Annotated in this window: 13 protein-coding genes and 5 pseudogenes; 9 read left to right on the forward strand and 9 right to left on the reverse strand. The window is 32.3% G+C overall.

What is annotated here, in order from left to right; all coding sequences use genetic code 11:
* Positions 1 to 612 precede the first annotated feature (612 nt).
* Entirely contained in the window at positions 613 to 2,595 is a 1,983-nt protein-coding gene (locus ACQVV1_RS08830) for a methyl-accepting chemotaxis protein (RefSeq protein WP_431168767.1), read from the forward strand.
* Positions 2,596 to 2,690: 95 nt separating this feature from the next.
* Here ACQVV1_RS08830 and ACQVV1_RS08835 read toward each other — a convergent pair.
* The 3 genes and pseudogenes from ACQVV1_RS08835 to ACQVV1_RS08845 all read right to left on the reverse strand — a co-directional run bounded on the left by ACQVV1_RS08835 (position 2,691) and on the right by ACQVV1_RS08845 (position 4,713).
* A pseudogene (locus tag ACQVV1_RS08835) lies at positions 2,691 to 3,066 on the reverse strand (hypothetical protein).
* Between the two features lie 43 nt (positions 3,067 to 3,109).
* A complete protein-coding gene (locus tag ACQVV1_RS08840; RefSeq protein WP_242254462.1) occupies positions 3,110 to 3,451 on the reverse strand; it encodes a YolD-like family protein in 342 nt (113 codons plus the stop codon).
* Positions 3,448 to 4,713, reverse strand: a complete 1,266-nt coding sequence (locus ACQVV1_RS08845; RefSeq protein WP_431168768.1) for a Y-family DNA polymerase — start codon at positions 4,711 to 4,713, stop codon at positions 3,448 to 3,450. The genes ACQVV1_RS08840 and ACQVV1_RS08845 overlap by 4 nt, the downstream gene beginning before the upstream one ends.
* A 342-nt stretch (positions 4,714 to 5,055) precedes the next feature.
* Between ACQVV1_RS08845 and ACQVV1_RS08850 the strand changes: the two genes are divergently transcribed.
* The 7 genes and pseudogenes from ACQVV1_RS08850 to ACQVV1_RS08880 form a co-directional block, all read left to right on the forward strand.
* Positions 5,056 to 5,283 carry a hypothetical protein gene (locus ACQVV1_RS08850; protein ID WP_063220989.1) on the forward strand — a complete coding sequence of 76 codons (228 nt, stop codon included), beginning with the start codon at positions 5,056 to 5,058 and terminating at the stop codon, positions 5,281 to 5,283.
* A 316-nt stretch (positions 5,284 to 5,599) separates the two neighbouring features.
* Entirely contained in the window at positions 5,600 to 6,868 is a 1,269-nt protein-coding gene (locus ACQVV1_RS08855) for a glycoside hydrolase family 5 protein (RefSeq protein WP_242254459.1), read from the forward strand.
* Positions 6,869 to 7,429: 561 nt separating this feature from the next.
* Complete coding sequence (locus ACQVV1_RS08860) at positions 7,430 to 9,676, forward strand: M60 family metallopeptidase (protein WP_431168769.1); 2,247 nt, start codon at positions 7,430 to 7,432, stop codon at positions 9,674 to 9,676.
* 140 nt (positions 9,677 to 9,816) lie between these two features.
* Positions 9,817 to 12,183, forward strand: coding sequence for a putative mucin/carbohydrate-binding domain-containing protein (locus ACQVV1_RS08865; RefSeq protein WP_431168770.1), 2,367 nt, complete (start codon positions 9,817 to 9,819; stop codon positions 12,181 to 12,183).
* 104 nt (positions 12,184 to 12,287) lie between these two features.
* Positions 12,288 to 15,029, forward strand: a complete 2,742-nt coding sequence (locus ACQVV1_RS08870; RefSeq protein ID WP_431168771.1) for a putative mucin/carbohydrate-binding domain-containing protein — start codon at positions 12,288 to 12,290, stop codon at positions 15,027 to 15,029.
* A 255-nt stretch (positions 15,030 to 15,284) separates the two neighbouring features.
* Positions 15,285 to 15,413, forward strand: a pseudogene (locus tag ACQVV1_RS08875) (fascin domain-containing protein); the annotation flags it as partial.
* A gap of 824 nt (positions 15,414 to 16,237) precedes the next feature.
* A pseudogene (locus ACQVV1_RS08880) lies at positions 16,238 to 16,468 on the forward strand (hypothetical protein); the annotation flags it as partial.
* Here ACQVV1_RS08880 and ACQVV1_RS08885 read toward each other — a convergent pair.
* The 3 genes and pseudogenes from ACQVV1_RS08885 to ACQVV1_RS08895 form a co-directional block, all read right to left on the reverse strand.
* Complete coding sequence (locus tag ACQVV1_RS08885) at positions 16,440 to 16,601, reverse strand: hypothetical protein (RefSeq protein WP_309259094.1); 162 nt, start codon at positions 16,599 to 16,601, stop codon at positions 16,440 to 16,442. The pseudogene ACQVV1_RS08880 and the gene ACQVV1_RS08885 overlap by 29 nt on opposite strands.
* A 104-nt stretch (positions 16,602 to 16,705) precedes the next feature.
* A pseudogene (locus tag ACQVV1_RS08890) lies at positions 16,706 to 17,086 on the reverse strand (response regulator aspartate phosphatase); the annotation flags it as partial.
* 580 nt (positions 17,087 to 17,666) lie between these two features.
* The gene (locus ACQVV1_RS08895; protein ID WP_309259093.1) at positions 17,667 to 18,527 is read right to left on the reverse strand and encodes an exosporium protein D; all 861 of its coding nucleotides are present in this window, start codon (positions 18,525 to 18,527) and stop codon (positions 17,667 to 17,669) included.
* A 420-nt stretch (positions 18,528 to 18,947) separates the two neighbouring features.
* Between ACQVV1_RS08895 and ACQVV1_RS08900 the strand changes: the two are divergent.
* Positions 18,948 to 19,109, forward strand: a pseudogene (locus tag ACQVV1_RS08900) (DUF6944 family repetitive protein); the annotation flags it as partial.
* Between the two features lie 617 nt (positions 19,110 to 19,726).
* Here ACQVV1_RS08900 and ACQVV1_RS08905 read toward each other — a convergent pair.
* From ACQVV1_RS08905 to ACQVV1_RS08915, 3 genes are read right to left on the reverse strand one after another with little or no spacing between them, the layout of a single operon-like run.
* Positions 19,727 to 20,854 (reverse strand): Ger(x)C family spore germination protein, encoded by a 1,128-nt coding sequence (locus ACQVV1_RS08905; protein ID WP_431168772.1) that lies wholly within the window; start codon positions 20,852 to 20,854, stop codon positions 19,727 to 19,729.
* The gene (locus ACQVV1_RS08910; protein ID WP_242254450.1) at positions 20,851 to 21,954 is read right to left on the reverse strand and encodes a GerAB/ArcD/ProY family transporter; all 1,104 of its coding nucleotides are present in this window, start codon (positions 21,952 to 21,954) and stop codon (positions 20,851 to 20,853) included. The genes ACQVV1_RS08905 and ACQVV1_RS08910 overlap by 4 nt, the downstream gene beginning before the upstream one ends.
* A complete protein-coding gene (locus ACQVV1_RS08915; RefSeq protein ID WP_309259091.1) occupies positions 21,941 to 23,449 on the reverse strand; it encodes a spore germination protein in 1,509 nt (502 codons plus the stop codon). Before ACQVV1_RS08915 ends, ACQVV1_RS08910 begins: the two co-directional genes overlap by 14 nt.
* Between the last annotated feature and the right edge of the window lie 818 nt (positions 23,450 to 24,267).

The following is a 24,267-nucleotide window of genomic DNA, read 5'->3' on the forward strand; positions in this document are numbered from 1 at the left end:
GCTAGCCCAAAAAAGCTCGCAATCTATTATTAGTAATTCATGAAGATAATATAATGAAAAATATATTTTTTAATTTTAATATTTAAAACTTATGCATGCGTGTTACAATGAAGTCCTCCAATTTATTTTATTCTCCTATTTAGAATTTATGGTTTGGTATCCAATAATACAAAAGTAGCTGTAGTAAATGAAGTGAAGCGGTTAGAGTGGTTAAAAGCCTGTTAAGTATAATTATCCAAAGAATAAATTCACTTAGTTAAGTTTTAGAAGGTTTATTATGGTAAGGATTTCATCAAATTTGAATCGTTCTAGATTAAAATTTTGATCCAATTAAAGTCAAAAATCATCATTTAAATGAATTCCATGTTTCATCTAGGTAATTTAGAATAATTTGTAGTCTTAACATTGCTTACTATAAAAAAATAACATATTCGAAAGGTGGATAGATAAACTCCGCTTGTAAAAATTAAATTGTTATATAAGAAGATGCATGTAAAAGGATATAACGGTGATTTCATATCGAATGATACCATAAATGAATGTAGAAAAAATAAAGGAGCAAACGATTAAATAAACTATATCAGTTGTTAGAATGAAAGGGAGAAGTAGAGAGTGTTTAAAATAAAAGAAAGATTGGAACAAATGAAGCTTAAAACGAAGTTGTCTATGGCATTTATTGCAATATTAATTATACCAAGTCTTATTGTGGGAATAACATCTTATAATGAGTCGAAAACTGATCTTAATGATACAATTCTACAAGCTGCGAAAGATAATGTGAGTATTTTAAATAAGATAGTTGATGATGAATTAGAAAATAAACATGTAGATGTAACTTATTTTGCAAAGATACTTAAACAAGGTGATTATAATGCTGACCAATTGCAAAATGTACAAAGTAAATTTGAACAATATATACAGTTACATCCAGAGATAGAAACAATTTATACTACATCCAGTAATAATCAATTTATTCAAGCACCTGTTGGAAAAATACCAGAAGGATTTAATCCGTTAGAAAGTAGTTGGTATAAGGATGCAGTAAAAGCCAATGGAGAAATTATTGTTTCGTCTCCTTATAAATCAAAGTCTACAGGAAATATGGTAATAGCAATTGCAAAGCAAAATGCTGATAAAAGTGGTGTCATTGGTGTGGACTTAAATATTGATGATATCGTAAAAACTTCTAAAATGATAAAAATAGGAAAACAAGGCTTTGTATCTATAGTAAGTCAAGATAAGACTATAGTTGTTCATCCTACACGTAAGCCAGGTGAGAAATTAGAGAAATCATTAGCAGATGATCTATATAAGAAAGAAGATGGAGTAATTACTTATAGCCTTAATGGAGAGGATCGAAACATAAGCTTTAAGACAAACAAAAAAACAGGTTGGAAAATAGCTGGTATAATGCCTACGAAAGAAATTGAAGAGGCTACCAATCCTATTTTTTATAAAACTCTCAATATAATAGGGGCTTCATTATTGTTAGGTGGAATTGTAATTTTCTTCATTCTTAAATCTATTATTAATCCACTAAAACGATTAGTTATTTCAGCTCAAAGAATTAGTCAGGGAGATTTAACTGAGAAAATAGATATTCGTTCAAAGGATGAACTTGGTCAGTTAGGTGGTAGTTTCAACACAATGGCAAAATCGTTACGTAATATAATTTCTCAAATTAACACATCTGCAGGACATGTGGCTGCTTCGTCTGAGGAACTAACTGCTAGCGTAGAGCAAGCAAGTGTTGCGACAGAACAAATTACAAAAGAAATGGAAGAAATATCGAATAGTGCAGAAGTTCAAAATAATGAAGTTGCATCTGGAGCGAAATTAATTGGTGAGGTAACACGAAATATTCAATGCGTAGCTGATAATGCTTCTGAAGTATCGGCTTCATCCTTATACACAAAACAAAAAGCCAATGAGGGTGAACAATTAGTAGAACAAACTGTAACGCAAATGCAGTCAATCCATCATTCTGTTTCTCAATCTGATAATGTAATTAAATTATTAGATAAGAAATCGCAGCAAATCGGAAGTATATTAGAAGTAATTCAAAATATTGCAGCACAAACAAATTTATTAGCATTGAATGCAGCGATTGAAGCGGCAAGGGCAGGAGAACAGGGTCGTGGCTTTGCAATTGTTGCCGATGAGGTCAGGAAGTTAGCGGAGCAATCATCCGAATCTTCAATGGAAATTGGAAGTTTAATTAATGAAATACAAGCAGATGTACATGAGACTGTAAAAGCTATGAATGAAGTAGGAGTTGAAGTGCAGTCAGGGATTCAGGTTGCGAATGATACAAAACAAAGTTTTTATGAAATCTCAAAATCTGCAAATGATATCGTGTCAAAAGTACATGGTATGGTGGAATTATCAAATAAAATGACAAGTGATGTAATGGAAGTCGATACATCAATTAATCAAATATCTATGGCTGTGAAAGAGAATTCTTCAAGTATGCAAACGATAGCCGGTTCATCTGAGGAGCAACATGCTTCTATGGAAGAGATAAATTCTTCAGCAATACAATTAGCACAGATGGCCGAAGAACTTCAAGAATTAATTGGTGGATTTAAGATATAAGTTCAAATTCTAGGATAGAATCCTAGATAGTATGTTTAAGGATAGAAGTTAAAAATCTTATAACGATAAAAGGAGCAATTTAATTTGCTCCTTTTTCATGTGAATTCTACATGAAATTTAGTATCAATGATTCCAAAAGCGACTTTACATGGGAACGGATTTCTCCCTGTTGAAGCAGCACACATACATGAAAGTACCCAGTATTCCAATTCTAAAGGTAAGCGGAATGCTTGGATACTACCATCATTGTTTTTTACTGTTACGATCGGTGTATTTACCCTAGTTGTAGCGAAACCATCTGTCGTTATCATCGCTACTGCATCATTATTATGAAAACCAGCGCTTAAAACCTCGTAAGTTATTCCATTTTTCTCATTGATAATCATAGGTATATTTTAAATAGGGATAGTTATTTATATCATTATGAGTAATTCTTCTCGCTGTATTCTTTCTTATCTGATTCCCTTGCATTTTATATTCTCCTTTATAATACTCCAAAGATAATCACCTAAATCTATTTTACGTCTATTATATTCGGAAATTGTATTGTCATCTTATTATAGAAAGCATCATTACATATGATAGATCTATGTAATGAATCTATATCGATAACGGTCATATAGTTGGTGAGTAAATAACCATCTTCATAATATGTAATTAATATCTCTTCTTCAGATAGCAACGAACATAGTAACATGTTCTCAATCAGTTCTTTCTCTTCAGAGGTTAAAGTGGGACGCGATACTTTAGATTTCTCTTTGATCATTTCACGTATTCCGACGAATTGTTCTGGCATTGCTGCAAACGGCGTCCATTTGACCATTCCTCTGCCTTTTGGCATATTAGCGTTGTTCATGCTTTGTGTCCCCCTAGCAGTGTGTTTCTGTATCTTGCTGTTGCATTATTTGTATAGGAAATTCCTCTTAATATGCTGTTTTTTCCAAACTTTGTGCGTATTTCATCCATTACTTTCGTTAGCTTTATTTCTTTTTCTCGTTGTATGATGTTATCAAAAAAGGAAATTTGTTCTTCTCCTTCACCAATTAGTTTTGTTAGAGAAATAGTAATACTTCTAATTGGTTCTCCAGTATATTGTTGATGTAGAAAATATAGACAAACTTGATAAATGTCCATGGTTAAGTTGGTGGGACGGCTTAAGGTATGTGTTTTGCTAAAGCCACCCGAATAACTTTTACTATATCCAATTGAAAATTGAACGGTTTGAGCAAGTTTGTTTTGTTGTCTTAATCGATAGCAAACTTCTTCGGTATGTTCCAGTAGGATAATCGGAAATTCTTCTATTGTATAATCACGCATTAAAATTTGGCTTTTTCCTATAGAAGTTGTAACCGGAACATATTTCTCTGAAATTCGACTAAAATCAATCCCATTACTATGTAAGTGTAATTCTTCGCCAATCACGCCGAAGCTTTGTTTTAAATATTTAAGAGGATAATTAGCTAAATCACCAATTGAATGTATTCCTTTTTGATTTAATTTTGTTTCTGTTTTATGCGAAATTCCCCAAAACTTACTAAGCGGTCGTATGCTCCATAATTTTGTAGGTATATCTTCGTATGTCCAATAAGCGACTCCGTCTTTATTTTTCTTTGCTTCAATATCTAAAGCTACCTTACTCATCAATAGGTTAGGTGCAATCCCGATTGTGCATTCAATTCGTGTGTGTTCATATATTTCACGTTTAAACTGTAATGCAAATTCATTTGGATTCCGAGCAAATAGATGGATGCTATCGGTAATATCCATAAAAAATTCATCGATGCTGTATTGATGAAAGTCTTCAATAGGAACATATTGTAGAGCTAACTTCGTTATGTAATTGGAGCACTTAATATAGGTTCTCATAATTGGATTCACAATAAGAATATCTTTTTGCCGAGGAATCTCGTATAGCCTTGCCAACTTCTTTACTCCCATTGCTTTTAAAGGTGGAGTTGCGGCTAAAACAATGGACCCATTCCTATTCACATCACCGACTACAGCTAATTTTGTATGAAGTGGGTCTAATCCCATTTTGATACAACTAACAGAAGCATAAAAGCTACGAAGATCAACACATAAAATGATTCTATTCGGTAAAATTGAATAGTCATACACTATAACTCCTCCTAATAATAACGAGAACGTTTGTTCCTATTCTTGTTCCTATTATACACGAACTTATGTTCTTTTATGAAGTGGTTTCTGAAAAAATATTTAATTATATGTAGTAGAAATAAGTAGAACGACAGAGAGAAGTAACGGCCAAATGTTATTGAAATTTCTAGGATATAAGCTGTATCATTTATATTGGTTAGTACAGGAAGAAAATGATGGGAGGATGTAAGGTATATTATCCTTTCAAAAAGTGATAGTAATTTATCGTAAAAAGAAGTTTCTATTACGAGATTATGTGAAAATATAATTTCAAATAATAGATTTAAGGAGGATGTTTCATAAATGGAGCAGGTTATACAAGAGTTTTTTTCTCCAAGTAAAAACTATAAGGTTCAAATCATTAAAAGAAAAGATGGGCTATACACAACAGAAGCTTATAGATGGATGGAGGATTGTGGATCTGAATTTTGGAGTTATATATCACAAGGATTGACTTTGATAGATAGTGAGGAACATGCGCGTAAAATTGCTATGGAGCAACTAAAGGAATGTTCAAGAGATGAGTTTTAAAATACCCTATTTTATCTGTAAAATTATGAGGGAGTATGTGTGATATTTTATGAAAATATAGAAGTGAATTTTATTTAATCTTATTTATTTTATAAGAATTGTAAGGTATACTAAAAGTAGGTGCAAAAATGCACTATTTGAAAAAGAGTGCAAGTCAAAAAGGAATCCATAAAGGATTCCTTTTTTGTTTTTTAGAAAATGAAGCAACTTCCTAATTATTTCTTTTTTATTTATGAGTGAATGACCTTCCGTTTTAAAAACATAAAAGGTATTTTTGGGAAATTGCCATATTCCTGTAACAAAACAAAGGTATGTTATGTGTGTAAAATATAAAGAGAAAGTAGGAAAAGTTGTGAAAAAAATTTTGCCAATTGTTGCGTTATTGGGCATGATGAATTTTGGAGTACAGGAAATGAATGTAAGAGCTGATACCTATTACAAGAGCGATTCAAAAATTAGTTTTTGGGATTCAAAAAGGAAGGGCACTAATTTCATGAATAGTACGTCATTACCTGAGAACTATAAAAGTGCAAAAGAAGCTAATATTGAATATGTTCGTTTAGCACCTGATAAATGGACAAAGGATAAAGATTTTTTATTTGAAGATAAACCAGATACCTCTGGAAAGGATTTTCTGATAGGTAATGCAGATAACTATCAGGGATTAGTAAAAGAGGATTTAGAAAAATTAAAAGCAGATTTAGATGCCGCACAATCGCAGGGAATGAAAGTTGTTCTTACAATGTTATCCTTGCCTGGTGATCGATGGCGCCAATTTAATAATAACAAGAATGACGACAGAATATGGGAAGAAGAGAAGTATCAAGAACAAGCAAGTCAATTTTGGAAAGACCTTGCTTTGGAACTAAAAGATCACCCCGCAGTGGTTGGTTATAATATTATAAATGAACCGCATCCAGAAACAGCTAAAAATAATAGATATAATGATTTTTGGACGGAAGATTACGAGAAATGGTATAAAAAAGTGAAAGGAACAACAGCGGATTTAAACAGATTCTATGAAAAGGTGATTAACTCTATTCGTGAAGTGGACAAAGAAACACCGGTTATTTTAGATTCAGGTTTATATGCTACTCCATGGGCTTTTAAATATTTAAACCCAGTAGAGGATAAAAAAACACTATACGCATTTCATATGTATGAACCATATGAATTAACGAGTCAAGGTGAAAAACAAAACAAGGAATATCAATATCCAGGACTAGTAAACGTAGGGGATTTAGAGAAACCTGTAATGTGGAATAAACAGGGATTAGAGAAATTTTTAAAGCCGATTCAACAATGGTCTAAGAAAAATCATGTACCATCTAATCGAATTATTGCAGAGGAATTTGGAATTAACCGTACTGTTCCAGGAGCTACCCAATACATGCAAGATCTCATTTCTATCTTCAATCAAAAAGGTTGGCATAAATCATTCTATGCATTTCGTGAAGATACATGGACAGGAATGAATTATGAATTAGGAACAGGAAAAATAAAATGGGACGAAGAGGGTAAACCGATACGCCAAGATAATTCACTCTGGGATGTAATAAAAAAAGATTTACAGGGGCATAAGTAGTTTAGAATGCTTGGTTTAAGAACTAAATGTAAGCATCTAATTCAAATAGAATTAGGTGCTTTTTATATTAAAAAAGCGGAGTTATATTAAAGATTCCGTCTTTCTTTTACATATAGAGTAGCAACCAGGTTTATATACAAAAAACAACAAGATTCTTAGAGAATAGTTTAGAAAAAAGCTAAGGAAGTTTAAATAAATGTGGTTGCAATTATTTAAACCATTGAAGTTAAAAAACTTTTATGAATTTTTCGCTAGATTATAAGCTTTAAATGTTGAAATTTATTTACTTATTTCGCCGAATGAATACATTTATACAATTAGATGGAAGTTATGGGTGTTGAATCAAAACATAATAGTTTGTTATTGATGAGTTTATCGTAAAGTTGTTATTTAATGTGTCATCAAATAGTATTTGTATACAATGATAAATAAAGAAAAGGAGATTATTATGAGAAAAAATAGATTAAAAGATACAACATAGATAGCATGAATAGCTTGGGTTGTAAAAACATAAAAAAACAAAAATCCTTAAGTGCATTAAGGAAAAATGAGGGAGAAAATATGGGGAATAATTCAAAATATAAAACGAGAAAAATACTTGCAGCCACCGCTACAGTAACTATGCTTGCAACTGGAATGATTTCTACAACAGATATCATTGCAGAGGAACCGCAGCAGCCAAATAAAATATCGACATCACTTCAAGATGAAAATTCAGTTAAATCAGAAAACAGAACGTATACAGTCCCAGGAAAAGGGGATGTTGAGGTACTGAAACAACAGGAAAGAAAAAGTATGGCATTTAGTCCATATGAACCGACTGGTTTATATGCAAAGCCAAATGAACAAATAACGATTAATGTAGAAGGAAATCAAAATATTCAAGCATATATTGGAACGTATTCGTATGATGCTTCTTGGAGAGAAGATTCTAAAATAAAATCATTTACATTAAAACCAGGTATAAACACAATCCAATCGCCAAATGGAGGAATGATTTATTTTTACAATAAACAACAAGGTGGTACCATTCGAACAACGGTCACAACTGGTGGAACGACTACTCCTCTCTTTGAACTAGGCAAGCATACAAAACAAGATTTAATAGAAATGCTGAACCAATATCCAAATGCACATGCAGTGGAGCTAAAAGGAGAACGTGTATTAATTACGGCCAGCCCTGCACGTGTTAAGAAATATTTGCTAGGTTCTAATACAGATCCTGTACAACTCTTAAAAAAGATGGATGAAGCTACTCGAGTTCAAGACAAGGTAGCTGGATTATCCGAAGAACAAGTAGACAAGCATTATATTCATTACGTAGAAGAAAATCATTCGCCAGATTATTATATGTATGCGACTTCTTATCGAACTGCATATGTAGGAGATGCAATCCAATACGTGTTGGATATTAATAAATTTATAAAAGATGGTTGGGGTCCATGGCATGAGGCAGGGCATTTGAGACAGCAATCACCTTGGAAATTTTATAATATGACAGAAGTACAAAATAATATTTACAGCCTTTCTGTAGAAAAAGCATTTACATCTAATCAACCTTTTAGATTGCAACAAGAGGGCGCTTATACTAAGGCATTTCAATACTTAGAACAACCTAATAAAAATTATGACGAAGTTAGTGATGTTTTTGTTAAGCTCGTTATGCTCTGGCAACTACAGTTAGCATATGGAGAAGACTTCTATCCTAAATTGCATCAATTGTATAGAGATATGCCTTCTAATGAACTTCCACAAACTGATGAAAATAAAAAACAATTATTTATGATCTCAGCATCAAAAGTAGCCAAACAAAATTTGATTCCTTTCTTTGAGAAGTGGGGATTACGTCCAAATAACGATACCATTCAAAAAGTGAATGCATTAGGATATCCAATTTTAACAGCAGAGATTTGGAAGGGGACGGATTCTAATCCGATTAAACCAGATGTGCCTAATGCAAATAATATTTTAGAAGGAAGCCAGTTTGCATGGTCACTAAAAGGAATAAGTGATTTCGAGTTTGCTAAAATCAATTTCAATAAGTCGGCTGAAGAAATGCAAGTGGACTTAAAAGCAGGCGTACCGCATCATTATTTTAATGAAACATATGCGAGTATTAAAGTACAAAATGCATCGGGGAAAGTAGTATACAAGAAAGATATTTATGGAAACAAACAGCAAAATGCTGAATCACCAAAGGTACCAGTCAAAGCAGGAGATTATATCGAGTTAACACATTTAGAAGGTGTGCATAGAGCTACTTTTATGAATGTCGATAATAGTAAACAAGAGAGCTTTGGAAAAAAAGCCATATACGAAGTTACAAAGGATGGTCTGAAAAAAGTAAATCAAATTGTTAATCCGAAACCAGATACAGAGGCTCCGACACAGCCACAAGAATTATATGCAAGCAACCTTACTTCTAACAGTGTAGAGCTAAAATGGAATCCTTCTACAGATAATGTAGGTGTAAAAGAATATCAGGTATTACGCGATGGACAATTGATTCAAACAGTACAAGGAACGACGTTTACTAATCAGAACTTAACAGTTAATAAGGAATATAAATATGCAGTGAAGGCTGTAGATGCAGCTGGAAATACATCAATTCAAAGTAACATTCTTCCGGTAAAAACAAAAGATCAAAATGCATCTTATGAGAAATGGGATCCAAAGAAGGCGTATACAAAGGGAGACAAAGTAGAACATCAAGGGAAAGTGTATGAAGCTGTTCAAAATCATCAAGGAAATGGTGACCCGAATTGGATATTTGCAGTAGCGTTATGGAAACCACTTACAATCAAGTAATATGTAAGAATCAGATGTGAAGATAGAACAACATAAATTGGGGCAGTATTTTAAAGAATTACTGGATGTTGCTTGAATTTTGATAGATTTCTCTATTAAGTTATTATTCAAAAATTAAAATTAGAAAAGGAAGAAGATTAGTGATTATTCAGAAAGAAAAGAAAAGATTTAATAAAGTTATTATAATTACCGCAGCATGTAGCATGTTTCCTATGTTTGGAACGTCTATTTCGCACACTAAAGCTGCAACACATTCAGCTGCTCCAGCAGTTTATGTCAGTCCCCAAAATATACCTGCCTCAGATATTATTAGTATAGACTGGTCACCAGTTCAGACTCCACCTTATACGTACTGGGCTGTACACAACTGGAATGCAGGTGGTGAAGCTGGAGGATATGCTGGTTTTCAACAACAAAGTGGGTTTGATGAAAATGGAAAACGTACTTTACATTTTGCTTTATGGGATCCAATTTCCTCTAAAGAAGCAATAAAGGCCGAATACTTATCTCCGAATTCGCAAGCTGGACCCTTTGGAGGAGAAGGAACAGGAATGAAGGTTCAAACAACTTATGGTTGGAAAGACTACAATTGGTACAGAATGACAATGCGTTCATGGCAAGAAAATGGTCATACTAAATTTGGACAATGGCTGAAAGATGTAACAAATAATAAATGGCATCAAATTGCAATTATGGATTTTCCTGTCGCTAATGTTGCATTTAATCATGGATTAGGAATGTTTCAAGAAGACTGGGCTGATAGTGGACAGAATGTTCGAGAAGCGCGCCTGAAAAATGGTTATAGCCGAAAGTTAGTAGATAAACAATGGAATTCTTGGAATAATCAAAATATTTCAGGGGCGCATGATAATACTTATCAATATGATGGAGGAGCCACTTCAGAATATGTATGGGTCAAAGCAGGAGGTAATACGCAGTCTACCATTGGATCAGGAAAAATATTCACGCTAAATCAACCTACTCAACCTGAAATAGGAAAACTAGATTTTGATATCCAATCTATATATTATGAAAATGAAAAATTAAATGTATCTTGGAAACTAAAAGAAAATAGTACACCGCAATTTAAGGGGAAAATTGAAATTTATAACAATGAAAATATGACGGGCCAACCTATTAACGTAATTGATGATATTAAATCTTATCAAAATAGAATCAGTCAATCTATATCATTATCAACAAATGCTTATGCAAAAATTGTATTAACGGATTTATTTGATCAAACTGTTGAGAAAAAGGTACAAATCAAAAATGAATCTCCAAACATTTTTGAAGGTAACGAATTTGCATGGTCGCTGAAAGGGATTGGAGACTTTGAATTTGCGAAAGTAAATTTAAATAAATCAACAGAAGAAATGCAAATTGATCTAAAAGCAGGTGTACCACATGACTATTTTGATAGTACATATGCGAGTATTAAAGTGCAAAATACATCAGGTAAAGTGATCTATACCAAAGATATTTATGGAAACAAACAGCAAAATGCTGAATCACAAAAGGTACCAGTCAAAGTAGGAGATTATATCGAGTTAACACATCTAGAGGGTGTGCATAGAGCTACTTTCACAAATGTCGATAATAGTAAGCAAGAGAGCTTTGGAAAAAAAGCCATATACGAAGTTACAAAAGAAGGTCTGAAGAAAGTAGAAAAAATGCCAGAAGCAACAATCTTAGATGGAAATCAATTTGCATGGTCATTAAAAGGATATAGTGATAGAGAAATTGCAAAAGTAGATTACGATAAAACGGCAGAAGGGATGAAGATAAAACTAGAAGCAGGTATACCACATTCCTATTTTGCTAGTACGTATGCGAGTATTAAGGTCCAGAATTCTTCTGGAAATGTTCTGTACAATAAGGAAATCGTGGGAAATAAACAACAAAATGCTGAAAGCCAAACTGTGCCAGTCAAGGTAGGGGATTACATTGAATTTACCCATATAGAAGGAGAAGCAACAAAGGAGAAAACGCGAGCAACCTTAACTAACCTTGAAAATAACAAAAATGAAACGATTGGAAAGACAGCCAGGTATCAAGTTACAAAAGAAGGCCTGAAGAAAGTAGAGAAAATGCCAGAAACAACAGTTTTAGATGGAAATCAATTTGCATGGTCTTTAAAGGGATATAATGATCGAGAAATCGCAAAAGTAGAGTATAACAAAGCAACAGAAAAAATGCAGATTAAATTAGAAGCGGGAGTACCCCATTCCTATTTTACTAGTACGTATGCAAGCATTAAAGTCCAGAATTCATCCGGTAATATTTTGTACAATAAAGAAATTATAGGAAATAGACAACAAGCTGCTGAAAGCCAAACCGTTCCAGTCAAAGTAGGAGATTATATTGAGTTTACTCATATAGAGGGAGAAGCACAAAAGGAAAAGACACGCGCCACACTTACTAATCTTGAGAATAGTAAACAGGAATATATAGGAAAGAAAAGAATATATCAGATTACCTCTATGGGATTATTAATAAAATCATAGGTTTCAATACAAAACTTAAATTATTGATTTATATAATATATATAAATCTTAACTATTATACGCATTAAAAAATGCTCAAGAGAAAATAGATTGGCGGGTATAGTATGAACATATTCAAAGGTTTTCTAATTTCATCAATTGCAATGACAACATTTGTAGGAACAGATCTACTACTACAAAATGATAAAATTCATAATAAAGTTTACGCGGAATCATATAATGTCACATACAAAGAAACAGATTCTAATAAAAGAGATTCACAGGAAGAACAATTAATTGTAAAGTTTAAAAATGAAATTGACTTCCCTTATGAAGATGGTATTGAGAAACGAATAAAAAATGGGAATTATGATAACAATTTAAAGCAGTTATTTTCCGAAAATACGGAACTTACTTTGAATCGTCTGTTCTCATCCGTAAATCCGAAAGAGATTGAAAAGCTATCATTACACTCTAAATCATTTGCTAATCAATCAGCTAACAATTTATTAAATTATTATATTGTACAAGCTCCTAATAACATAGAAATAGAATTATTACTGAAAAAATTTGAAACATCACCTCTTGTAGAGGAAGCTTATATACAAGAAAAACAAATTTTGACTCCCCCTGAAATACAACAGTTACCAGATTTATCTGTTAATCCGTACGATGATCCTAGATTTAAAAATCAAGGTTATCTTGAAGCGGCACCAAAGGGAATTAATGCCTCGCATGCTTGGAGCATTAAAGGTGGTGACGGAAAGGGTACTACTTTTGTGGATATGGAATATGGATGGTTATTGAACCATGAGGATTTAGTCAATAAAAATATAAAGCTTATGTCTGGACAAAATATAAGTCAGCATAGAGCTCATGGTACTTCTGTATTAGGAATTATTTCATCCGAAGATAATCAAATTGGAAATATTGGAATTGCACCAAGAGCAAATGTAAAAGTAATATCCCAAATCAGGGATAATGGAATTTATAATACAGCGGATGCCATTTTAAGTGCTGTACATAATTTACAAGCAGGGGATATTCTTTTATTAGAGGCACAAGCTTCGTATGATGGGTATGGGGAGAAATATTTACCTGTAGAAGTACATCCAGATATTTTTGATGCGATTCGTGTTGGTACAGATAAAGGGATTATTATTATAGAAGCTGGAGCAAATGGTTCAAACGACTTAGATAATTTTAAAGATCGTAATGGAAAAAAAATCTTAAATCGAAATAGTCCAGACTTTAAGGATTCAGGTGCTATTATGGTTGGGGCGGGATCATCAACTGTTCCACATAAACGTTTATGGTTTTCAAATTATGGAAGCCGATTAGATGTATATGGATGGGGAGAAAATGTTGATACAACATCTGCAAATCCGAGTCAAAATACTACAAATTTATATACATCAACATTTAGTGGAACATCAAGTGCTTCACCAATTATTGCTGGGGCAGCAACTTCGATTCAAGGTATTGCTAAAGAACACCGAGGTTCTCTTTATACACCAGCCGAATTAAGAAATATCTTAAGTAATCCAAATACAGGAACAAAATCTCAAGATCCATGGAATGATAGAATAGGTGTTTTACCTGATCTAAAATCTATATTAGATAACTTAGGTTTTAATCCAGATATACCGAACTCTTCTAATATTTTAGAAGGAAAGCAGTTTGCATGGTCACTAAAAGGAATTAGCGATTTTGAGTTTGCTGAAATCAATCTCAATAAGTCGACAGAAGAAGTGAAAGTTGATTTAAAGGCAGGCATACCACATCATTATTTTAATGAAACATACGCGAGTATTAAAGTACAAAATGCATCAGGTAAAGTAGTATACAAGAAAGATATTTATGGTAACAAACAACAAAATGCTGAATCGCAAAAGGTTCCAGTCAAAGTAGGAGATTATATCGAGTTAACACATCTAGAGGGTGTGCATAGAGCTACTTTCACAAATGTCGATAATAGTAAACAAGAGAGTTTTGGAAAAAAAGCCATATACGAAATTACAAAAGAAGGTTTAAAGAAAGTAGAAAAAATGCCGGAAGCAACAATTTTGGATGGAAATCAATTTGCATGGTCGCTAAAAGGAATCAGTGATTTCGAGTTTGCTAAAATCAATTTCAATAAGTCGACAGAAGAAATGCAAATCGACTTAAAAGCAGGCATACCGCATCATTATTTTAATGAAACATACGCGAGTATTAAAGTACAAAATGCATCGGGGAAAGTAGTATACAAGAAAGATATTTATGGAAACAAACAGCAAAATGCTGAATCACCAAAGGTACCAGTCAAAGCAGGAGATTATATCGAGTTAAAACATTTAGAAGGTGTGCATAGAGCTACTCTCATAAATATAGATAATAGTAAACAAGAGAGTTTTGGAAAAAAAGCAATGTACGAAGTTACAAAAGAAGGCCTGAAGAAAGTAGAGAAAATGCCAGAAACAACAGTTTTAGATGGAAATCAATTTAGTTGGTCTTTAAAAGGATATAGTGATAGAGAAATTGCAAAAGTAAATTATAATAGGGTAACAGAGAAAATGCAGGTGAATTTAGAAGCAGGCGTACCACATTCTTATTTTAATAATACGTATGCGAGTATCAAAGTACAGAATTCATCCGGTAGTGTTGTGTACAATAAGGAAATAGTGGGAAATAGACAGCAAACTGCTGAAAGCCAAACTGTGCCAGTCAAAGTGGGAGATTATATTGAGTTTACCCATATAGAAGGGGAAGCAGTGAATGAAAAGACTCGGGCTACACTTACTAACCTTGAGAATAATAAACAAGAATATATAGGCAAAAAAAGAATCTATCAAGTTACTTCAACGGGATTAAACAAAATAGATTAACATGAAAAATATTCGAATTTTTAGTTAGATGCTTAATAGTCGTTCATTATGAACGGCTATTTGGCTTTTATTTAATATAAAGTGAAATTAATTTTAAAAATATGTTTGAGGACTGAGTGATGTTTAGGTGCTATAGATTTGAGAAAAAAGAAAAAGAATAATAAGGTATTTGTTGATAAAGACTTTATTTCATTATAATATTTTACATATTTAGTGTGATGTATATGAGTGCTATATATTAAGGGAGGAATGAGAATGAAGAGGTTCATAGCTCATGCAAATGGTAATAAGATCTTTAAAAAGTTAGTTTTAATGGTGTTACCGATGGTTCTAATGATAATGATGATAACCCCATCGAATGATGCATTGGCAGCCAACCAATCAATTAGGAAGTGAACTATTTACATGTTAATATAGATGAAACCTTTTGAGCACCGTGATCAAAAGGTCTTTGAATTAGAGGTTTAGGTTAGTGAGATAATAAATCTTCCTGAAAAAGAAAAATGTTTTTTAGATTAAAAGAAGAAAAGACACCTTTTGGGTGTCTTTTCTTTTGGTATACAGCTCACATATTGTTGAATTAGATACGAAACCATAATTCGACTATGAAATAAACAACATAAGAAATTTTAACATAATCTGGAATGAACAGATATGTAATAGTGCATTTTTAGTTTTCATTTGGTTTATTGTGGATATAGAACAGCAATATAAATAAAAAAGGGCATGCAGTCGTATCTGCCGCCCTTTTTAGGAGGAATTTAAGACACCAATAGGACACGTATTGGTAAAAAGGCTCAAAAATAGTATATGTAAAAAGAAAAAGCTCTATACTAAAAGTGGACTGAGCTTTTTCTTTTTTACTTATTCAAAATCAGCAAAGCGAACGTATGGTTTGGAATGAAATTAGATAAAGTATACATGAAAATGGCAGACAACAATTTTGTCGCCTGCCAGTGCCAATGGACTGAATGAGTTAGTCAATTACTATAAATTACTACCCATTACCAGAAGAGTGAAGCCGCTAGTTCAAACGGCTTAAACTTAGTTTGCCTGATAAAGAAAAAATTATGAGTGAAAATTTTGTTTACTCTATATGAAAAGATAAATAGATATTCATCAGACAAGGATAATACAGCATATCTTGAATAGGGTGTAGGAACGAATTAAGGAAAAGAATGTTTTTTTAGGAAGGGACTGAATAAGGAGTGGGACTTTCGGACAGGATTTGGGGAGCCATGGTTGCCTTGGGCATTGCGACTAATATCGTTGCTTGTATAATGGCAGTATACATTCTAAAATATGAGCTGATGATAAACTGCCTTATAAATATTTTATTTTTAATACTTATAGCTAAAACGTTTATTAAGATGAAAATTAACAAATGGATGGGCTTTACATACACTTACATTAAGTTTGTTGTGGTGCACCACTATGATCGCCAACACTATATGAAGGAGCCGGATAATGTCCATGGGTTGCAAGCTGATCTGTTTTATAAAACTGAGAAATTCCCACCGTTAGAACCCCAATAAAAGCAATACCTGATAATAATAGGCTGATTTTTTTCATTATTTTAACACTCCTTTTTCAATTGATTTTCGTCTGGCTTGGTAACAAATATAGAAATAGTCACTTACCTTTTGGTGGTTCTCTAATTGTCTACATTTTGTGGCAAATAATTCAGCGTGTTCAATTTCATCTGGAATGTCTACTAATATCTTTTCTGCCAGTTTATAATGTTCCTCTGCCTCAGTAAAACTTGATATAAAAGTGGAATGAATGGATTTAAAAAAGTGATAATAGAAGCGTAGAAAATGGTCTGTAGGCATATCATAATCACTAATAGCATCAAAACTATTTTGTTGAATACGGAGGCTATCTGTTAAGACTGTGTAGCGAAATTCAAGTAGTGAGTAATAAAGTAACAAATTTTGATTTTGACGTTCTTGATTCGATTCAATGCTTAACTTATTAATTTTTCCATCAATGTTCTTTTTCAGATTAGTAGCTTTTATAACTTGTTGAGATAGCATAGATCGATACCAGTCGTTCAATAGAGAGGTTAATTATTCATTTCTCTTTAATGAAACACTCATTATATACTCCCCCATCCTATAGAAATATCCTAATCCAATTTAATTGTAACTATCATAGCAAAACAGAAGGGAAAATGAAGTGATTTTACATTTTTTTAATAATATTCAGAAAACAATTAATTGTTGTCGAATGTACTTAAAATTTAAGTTATCTGTTCGGTATATGTTATCAATCTAATGCTAATAACAGTCGGAATTATTAATCTTTTGTTTATAAACAGTATCTGGCTAAATATTTATTACTTTAAACCAAGATTTATATAGATAAAAGGTGCGCATTATTGAATGTATTTTTCTATCTGTGTAACTTTTAAACAAAATTGTTATTTTATAAGATAGGGAAAATAAAAAAGCTCTATAAATTTCAAAAAATGGGATTAATAAAATTTGTTTATTTTATAAAGATAAGAGTGGTTTAAGAGATAGGATTTGTAAAGGGGAATGGTAGATAAGTAATTACGTGAATGGTGAACACTTGAATGCTATTGGTGTAAAAGAAAAAGAATCCTTTATATAAAGGATTCTTTTGGCAGTTAATCTAACACTCAAAATCGTGATCGTTTTTATCGCAACATTCATCGCAAGGATTGCTCTGATCATTGCAGCAAATACAAAACGTCTTTTGGATAAATATATCAATGAAATCAAGGATATCGGAATTGTTTGTTAAAGTGAGATTTTGGAAATCTTCTACTTGAAAAATCCTTATTTCATTTGGAACTATTGTAGCCGTTATTGGTCTGCTAGAACCTCTGGTACGAATAGTTACTTCAATAGAACTGGAATCGTTAGGAACAGATATCTGAAGTAATGTTTTGTTATGATTACTAGTAAAATCTTCAAAAACCGTTCTTGAAGTGTTGGGAGGGACGATAATAGTTAGAGGTACATTTCCAGTAGAGGGGGTTCCTGAAGCAGCTATGGTATGGGTCTCGATAAAACAGTTACCTTTTTGGTTTAAAGAACGAGATGGTTCTTTATAATAATCATTGTGGTCATTACAGCAGATGCAAAAAGTTTTTTGGATAAAAACACCAATGTCGCTATTTATATTAGTATTATTTGTGATAGTGAGGCTTTCAAAATTTTCTACTTGAAGAATCCTTGTTTCACCTGTAGTTATTGTAGCGGTAATTGGTATACGAGAATTTCTTGTACGAATAGTTACTACAACGGGAGTAGAAGTACCAGGAACACGAAATTGAAGTAATGTTTTATTATGATTATTAGTAGAATCTTCAAAGACAACTCTTGAAGTGTTAGCTGGTATGATAATATCTAACATTCTATTTGATCCAGCAACCGTGTGGGTTTCAATGAAACAGTTCTTTTTTTGCTGGTGAGACTGCGAACGATTTTTATAGTGTTTTTTACCGTATTTATAATAATAATCAGCCATACTTATGTTGTTCTCCTTTCTTTAAGATGTCTATATATTTTATTAAACAAAAGGAAATAGTGCTTGTACAAAATAATAAAATCCGCCCTCGAAAATAATTAAAATGCTATTTGATATGTAAATGTAAGAGCACTTGGGAAAGTGCTCTCGTGACGAGATTCATTTTGTAACGACTATTTTAAAAAGAAAGGAACGTAGATTATTATATGTGCGTTCAGTTAATTGTGTGCTTTTTACAAACAAAGAACAGCTAGCAAAAGCTAACTGCTCATATAAAGAAATCGGAGAAAGATAACCATGTTTCTACAGTATTGACGGATTATTGATTTTTATTCAGAAGAGAGAGAAGCAGGTCATTAACATGAAGATGTGTCGATTCATATTCTGTAAGTACTAATTTAATGACGGGATAGATGGAGAATGGATGATCCGATTAAGGAGATAGTTGACGCTTGGTTTGTTGCAGTAGGGACAATTATTGCTGCGATTGGGAGTACACCTTTAAAAAAATTGAACAGTGAATTAAGAAAAGATTTGAGCGTATGGGAGAATGTATTACAGGCAACGGGGAATGGGCTGGAAGTGTTTGAAGTACTATGAGCACAGTTGGGCATTATTAATAAGAGCCCAATATAAAATTCTCTTGGATGTAAGAGGATTTTATTATTGGGAATAGTAAGGATGAGGGGAGGTGCATTACATATGGGAAAAGGTAGAAGTAATAATGCTGGTAAAAAGCAACCGAATTTCAATGATTCATCAAATTTCGCTAAACAAAGCCAACCAACAGAAAAGAAGAAGAAATAAGAAAAGGAGCTCTCTTGATAAAGAGAGCTCCTTTTTAAGGTATATTCACATTTCAGCACAACATATCAATCGCTCAACCATATATTCATAAGTGCAAGGCTTAAATTCACGTGGAGAATGGCATCAAATTTAATATTTTTATCCTGCCTTTTCTAATGCTACTTGACCTCATATAAAATGCCAATACTCCATTTTATATAATGAGATGTTTAATAAATAAATTTTAGTTCGAAAGAAAATATTGCCATTTCGATAAATTCGTTAAATTAGAGACTGGAACTTGATTACCCTAGTTGAATGGTTTTCCCTTTTAAAAGAACGGAAAAATTTTGAGTTAGCATCCTTTACAAAATAATTATTGAAGAGGGGAAATTCCACTGATAAATGCTAGACTAATTTCTAATGGTCCCAGTATCTTTTATTTTGATGTGTGTCTTTACATTTATTTTAGCCTCTGCTAACGCTTGCAACCAATCTCCTTTTACTTTTTTCCACTCTTTATATTGAAAAGCTCTAGCATATAGGGATAATCCAATTGGATCAATTTTATTCTGCTGTATTTCATTTAATATATTTTGTAAATTATCATTAATTTCTTTTTGAATAGCACTTTTTAAATTATTTATATTTTTTTTATTATCATAGTGCCCCTTAATTAAATTCGCATTGGTTTTTTCTATTAAAGCTACATTAGCATATATATTGAAATTAAATACAAACTTTCCGTTTTGATAATTAACATCTACCTTCCTTGTCGCGTTCTGTACGAAGATAGATGTGTTTGTCTTTTTGTTGGATTTTTTAGGAGGAATCGCAAGGTGTAGTATCATTCGGCCGTTACTTTTTGGCTTATTTATAATATTGAAAAATTTAACATTTTTTTTAGGGATATGAGTTAAGTATTTCCCTCGGCGATTTAAAAATGCAATTCCTACTGTGTCGATTTCATTCTTTGTTTTTTTGATAATTGGAACAGTTTGCGTCATTCCTTCTTCATTTTGTTCTCTCATTAATTGTTGAATTGTAGAAGAGACGGATTGGTTATTTTGAATTGACGATTCGATTACACCATTTATATAAGATGAAAGTGATGGTTTACTAGGCTTGTGAATTTTAAAAATTTCTTCTGCAGGTCCATCTACAAGTACTACTTTAGCATTAATGGTAGCGTAAGGATCACGATAAGAGGAATCAAGCTCCTGCAACCAATTTGCTTCTTGCGCCAATTTTTTCCCAATTAAAATGATTTCAGCTTTGGAAGCTGTCATAAAGCCAGTTAACTTCGTATCTATTTTACTGAATCCAGTATATACAGTAGATGCTTGTGTCCAATGTTCTATAGTGCTTTTTGGCTGTTTATGATGAAAGTGTGGTATGCTTGTTCCAACTTTTATGTCTCCATTAGGGGTTCTATCCAAGCCAATTAACAGGATTAATGAAACCTTCTCAAGAGGAATTCTCTGACTACAACCAATTAAATATACACAACAAATTACAATCCATATCCATTTTCGAATCAAAGTTGTTTCCTCCTAGTAATCCAAGTAAAAAGAATACTGTAAGCGAAAAATAAGATTGGTAATAGAATAAAGAAAACGACATTTAAGATATCCATAAGAGAATATATAAACAAATATTGATCCACATCGGGATTTAGGAAAATAAATAGGCCAACTATAAATAACATAAAAGCAAGCAGCGCCCAATTGCGCGCGTTTTTTTGAAGTGAAATGGTCACAGATTTAAAACTGAAAAATAAATACGGATATATCGTAGTGGAAAATACAATTAAATAGTAAGCGATATATATAATTTCTAATCGTTCCATGAAAGAAAAACGAACCCCTTTTAACAGATGAAATACTGGCCAGATTACGTCTTTTATCCCCTCCGGACTAAAGTATATATAAGAAAGAATAGTCACATATAGATAGAAAAACATGGTTCCAGTATTCGCAATTAGTAGTCCTTTTATGGCTTTTTGTTTTTTTTGTAAGAACGGGTATATATAATATGCAAGTTCTAAGCCAGCATAAGGAGTAATGGTTTCTTTTGTTGCCTTTAGAATAGGGTATAATCCATCTTTAAAAATAGGTAATAGGTGTAAAGGGTTGTAGTTAGTCTTTAGTGAAAAAAGAAGAAATAGTGGCATCCAAGTAGTGAAGAAGAAAACAAGCATAGAATAACTAGTAAGAGCCCTTAACCCACTCAGGGCCAAAATAATAAAAGGAAATAGTAATAATATGGTGATTTGATAAGCAGGAGTGGAAGGGAATATCCACACTTTTACAATATCAGTTGCCTTTAATAAAGTATTAAAGCCAGCAAAAAATAGATAAAAGGCATATAAAAGAAAAAGAATTGTCCCTATCCATTTACCAAAGTACGTTTTTAGGATTTGTGAGAAATTTTTGTTGGGATTTTTTTGTAACAATAATATAATAAATACGCCGATTATAGAAGTAGTTATCCAGCCAAGAATGATAGAAATCCAGCCATCTGTGCCAGCCGTAGTAGCAAGTGGGCTTGGCATGATTAACATACCTGATGCAAGTTGCAGTGAATGAATGAAAATAATAAATTCAAATAAAGTTATGTTTTGGAATTTAAGATTCCCCATGCGAACCACCTTCTTTTTTCTTTTTTTGTTTCGGCTGTCCTGTACTCGAGCGGGTGGTAATCATAGAAATAGGAAATCTTACAAAAGAATCTTTTAATTCTTGAAGCCGAAATGGCGCGATTGGCAATCCGTATGGTGAACCATAGGAGGTTAGTGAAACAAAATGAGCGAATAAGAGCATTAATCCACTAACGATACCTACAATCCCATAAAAGTATGCCAATAACATCATTGGAAAACGAATAAGGCGTATAGAACTTGATAAATCATAATTAGAAACAATAAATGATGCAATGGCTGTAATAGATACGATAATAACCATAACGTTACTCACAAGACCTGCTTGAACAGCCGCCTGTCCAATTACAATCCCTCCAACAATTCCTATGGTTTGTCCAATGGGTTGTGGTAAGCGAATACCAGCTTCACGTAGCATTTCTAGTGTGATTTCCATTATAAAAGCTTCTAATAAGGGAGAGAAAGGGACTTTGACTCTAGACGTTGCAATAGAAGTGTATAAATCTATAGGAATGATTTCAAAGTGAAAAGACACTATAGCAATATAAAATGCCGGTAAAAAAATAGCTATAATAAATCCTGCAAATCGTAATAAGCGAAAAAATGAAGCAATGAGCCAATGAATATTATAATCATCTGGAGTTTGAAAGAATCCAATTAAATTCATTGGAACAATCATTGCACCAGGGGATCTATCCATTAACACTGCTACTTTTCCATCGAGTATATGATTTGAAATGGCATCTGGGCGTTCGCTTAAATAAGCTTGTGGGAAAGGAGTCCAATTTTGATCTTTTGTATAATTAGATAGTTCTCCAATACTCAATACTGCATCCGTTTTAATTCTACAGATTCTAGTTTCTATTTCTTGGACTACATCTGCGTTTGCTACATCACCTAAGTAAATTAAATAAACTACTGAAGTGGCTCGTTCTCCAATCGTCAGCTTTTTGATCTTTAACTCTGTTGAAGGAAGATATCGACGAATTAAGCCTATATTTTTTGTGGCATTCTCAATAAATCCATCATGTGAGCCTTTAATAGTAACTTCTGAAATGGGTTCTTGAATTGCTCTTTCTGCCCAGCCTTTTGTATTTATTAGAATTGACCGCTTTTCTCCTTCCATAAATAGAACACATTGACCCTCAAGTAATCCTTCTTTAATTTCATTCCATGTAAATACTATTTTGGTATGAGTAGCAATAATATTAGAATTAAATATTTGACTGTCTTCATTTACTTCTTGTAGTAATGGTGTAACAACATTGCTTTTTAAAGCGACACCATCTGTAAGGCCTTCAAAATAATATAGTAAAATATTCGTGGTTGTTTTTAATTGCAAAGGATGTTCGATTAAATCTGCACTAATATCAAAGATATTATTTAATGTATTTTTAAGTTCTTTTAAGTTACTTGTTTGGATGTTTTTAATGTTTTTATCTGTTTTAGTTTCTAAGGTCTCTTCATTTAAGGACAAAATTGACACCTCTTTAATATATAACGATTAGTTGTATTTATTATTTTTAGTTGAGGGAATTTTATTCACAAATTTAAACAAATTTGGAATGGAAATTAATAATTGAGAGTAAAAAAGTAGAGGTAATTTGTGTGGAAATCTAAGTATCAAGATAGAGTTGAAATTTGAATGATTATAACAAAAAAGAACCCTTGTAAGGCTCTTTTTCATAGTTGGTAAATATGTTGTCAACAATAGAGGGCAATTAAGGTAGTAATTTAGATGTCTTTAAGTTAATCAGTTGAATTTTGTAGGAAGAATTCTTTTTTTCATATTTTAATGATCGATTAAAAAGACATTACATTTATTTGGGTGTTCTAGTGTATTTAAACTTTGCATGCTAACAATTTTTGTTTAGGGACAAAATATTTTTTTCTGAATTGACAGAAAAATTAAAGTGCAAAATTCCTATTGGTTATTTTGGTAGGTATCAAATATTTCTTTGGCCTTATTTTCTTGATGTTACCGTACATTTATATGTTTCTAAGGGAAAGAATTACTTTTATTTTTATTACCCTCTATTGTTTGATTAAGATGGTAACATGAAATTAAAACGTTTACAACCAGAAAATAAAGAAAAAATATTAAAATGAGACTTTTTTCGACAATTTTTCTACGTTAATATCTAATATTTTTATAGGAAAGGGTGGTGGAAAACGTACCCTTTTCCTATAAGATGTTTTGTAGGAATTAGATATAACTAAAGTAATAATAGCCTAAAATTAAAATGAAATTCCATGAATTTGAGCCCAAAGTCATGAAAACCATTGATAACGTTA

This window comes from Bacillus basilensis (genome assembly GCF_050630465.1).
GTDB classification, from domain to species: Bacteria; Bacillota; Bacilli; order Bacillales; family Bacillaceae_G; genus Bacillus_A; species Bacillus_A basilensis.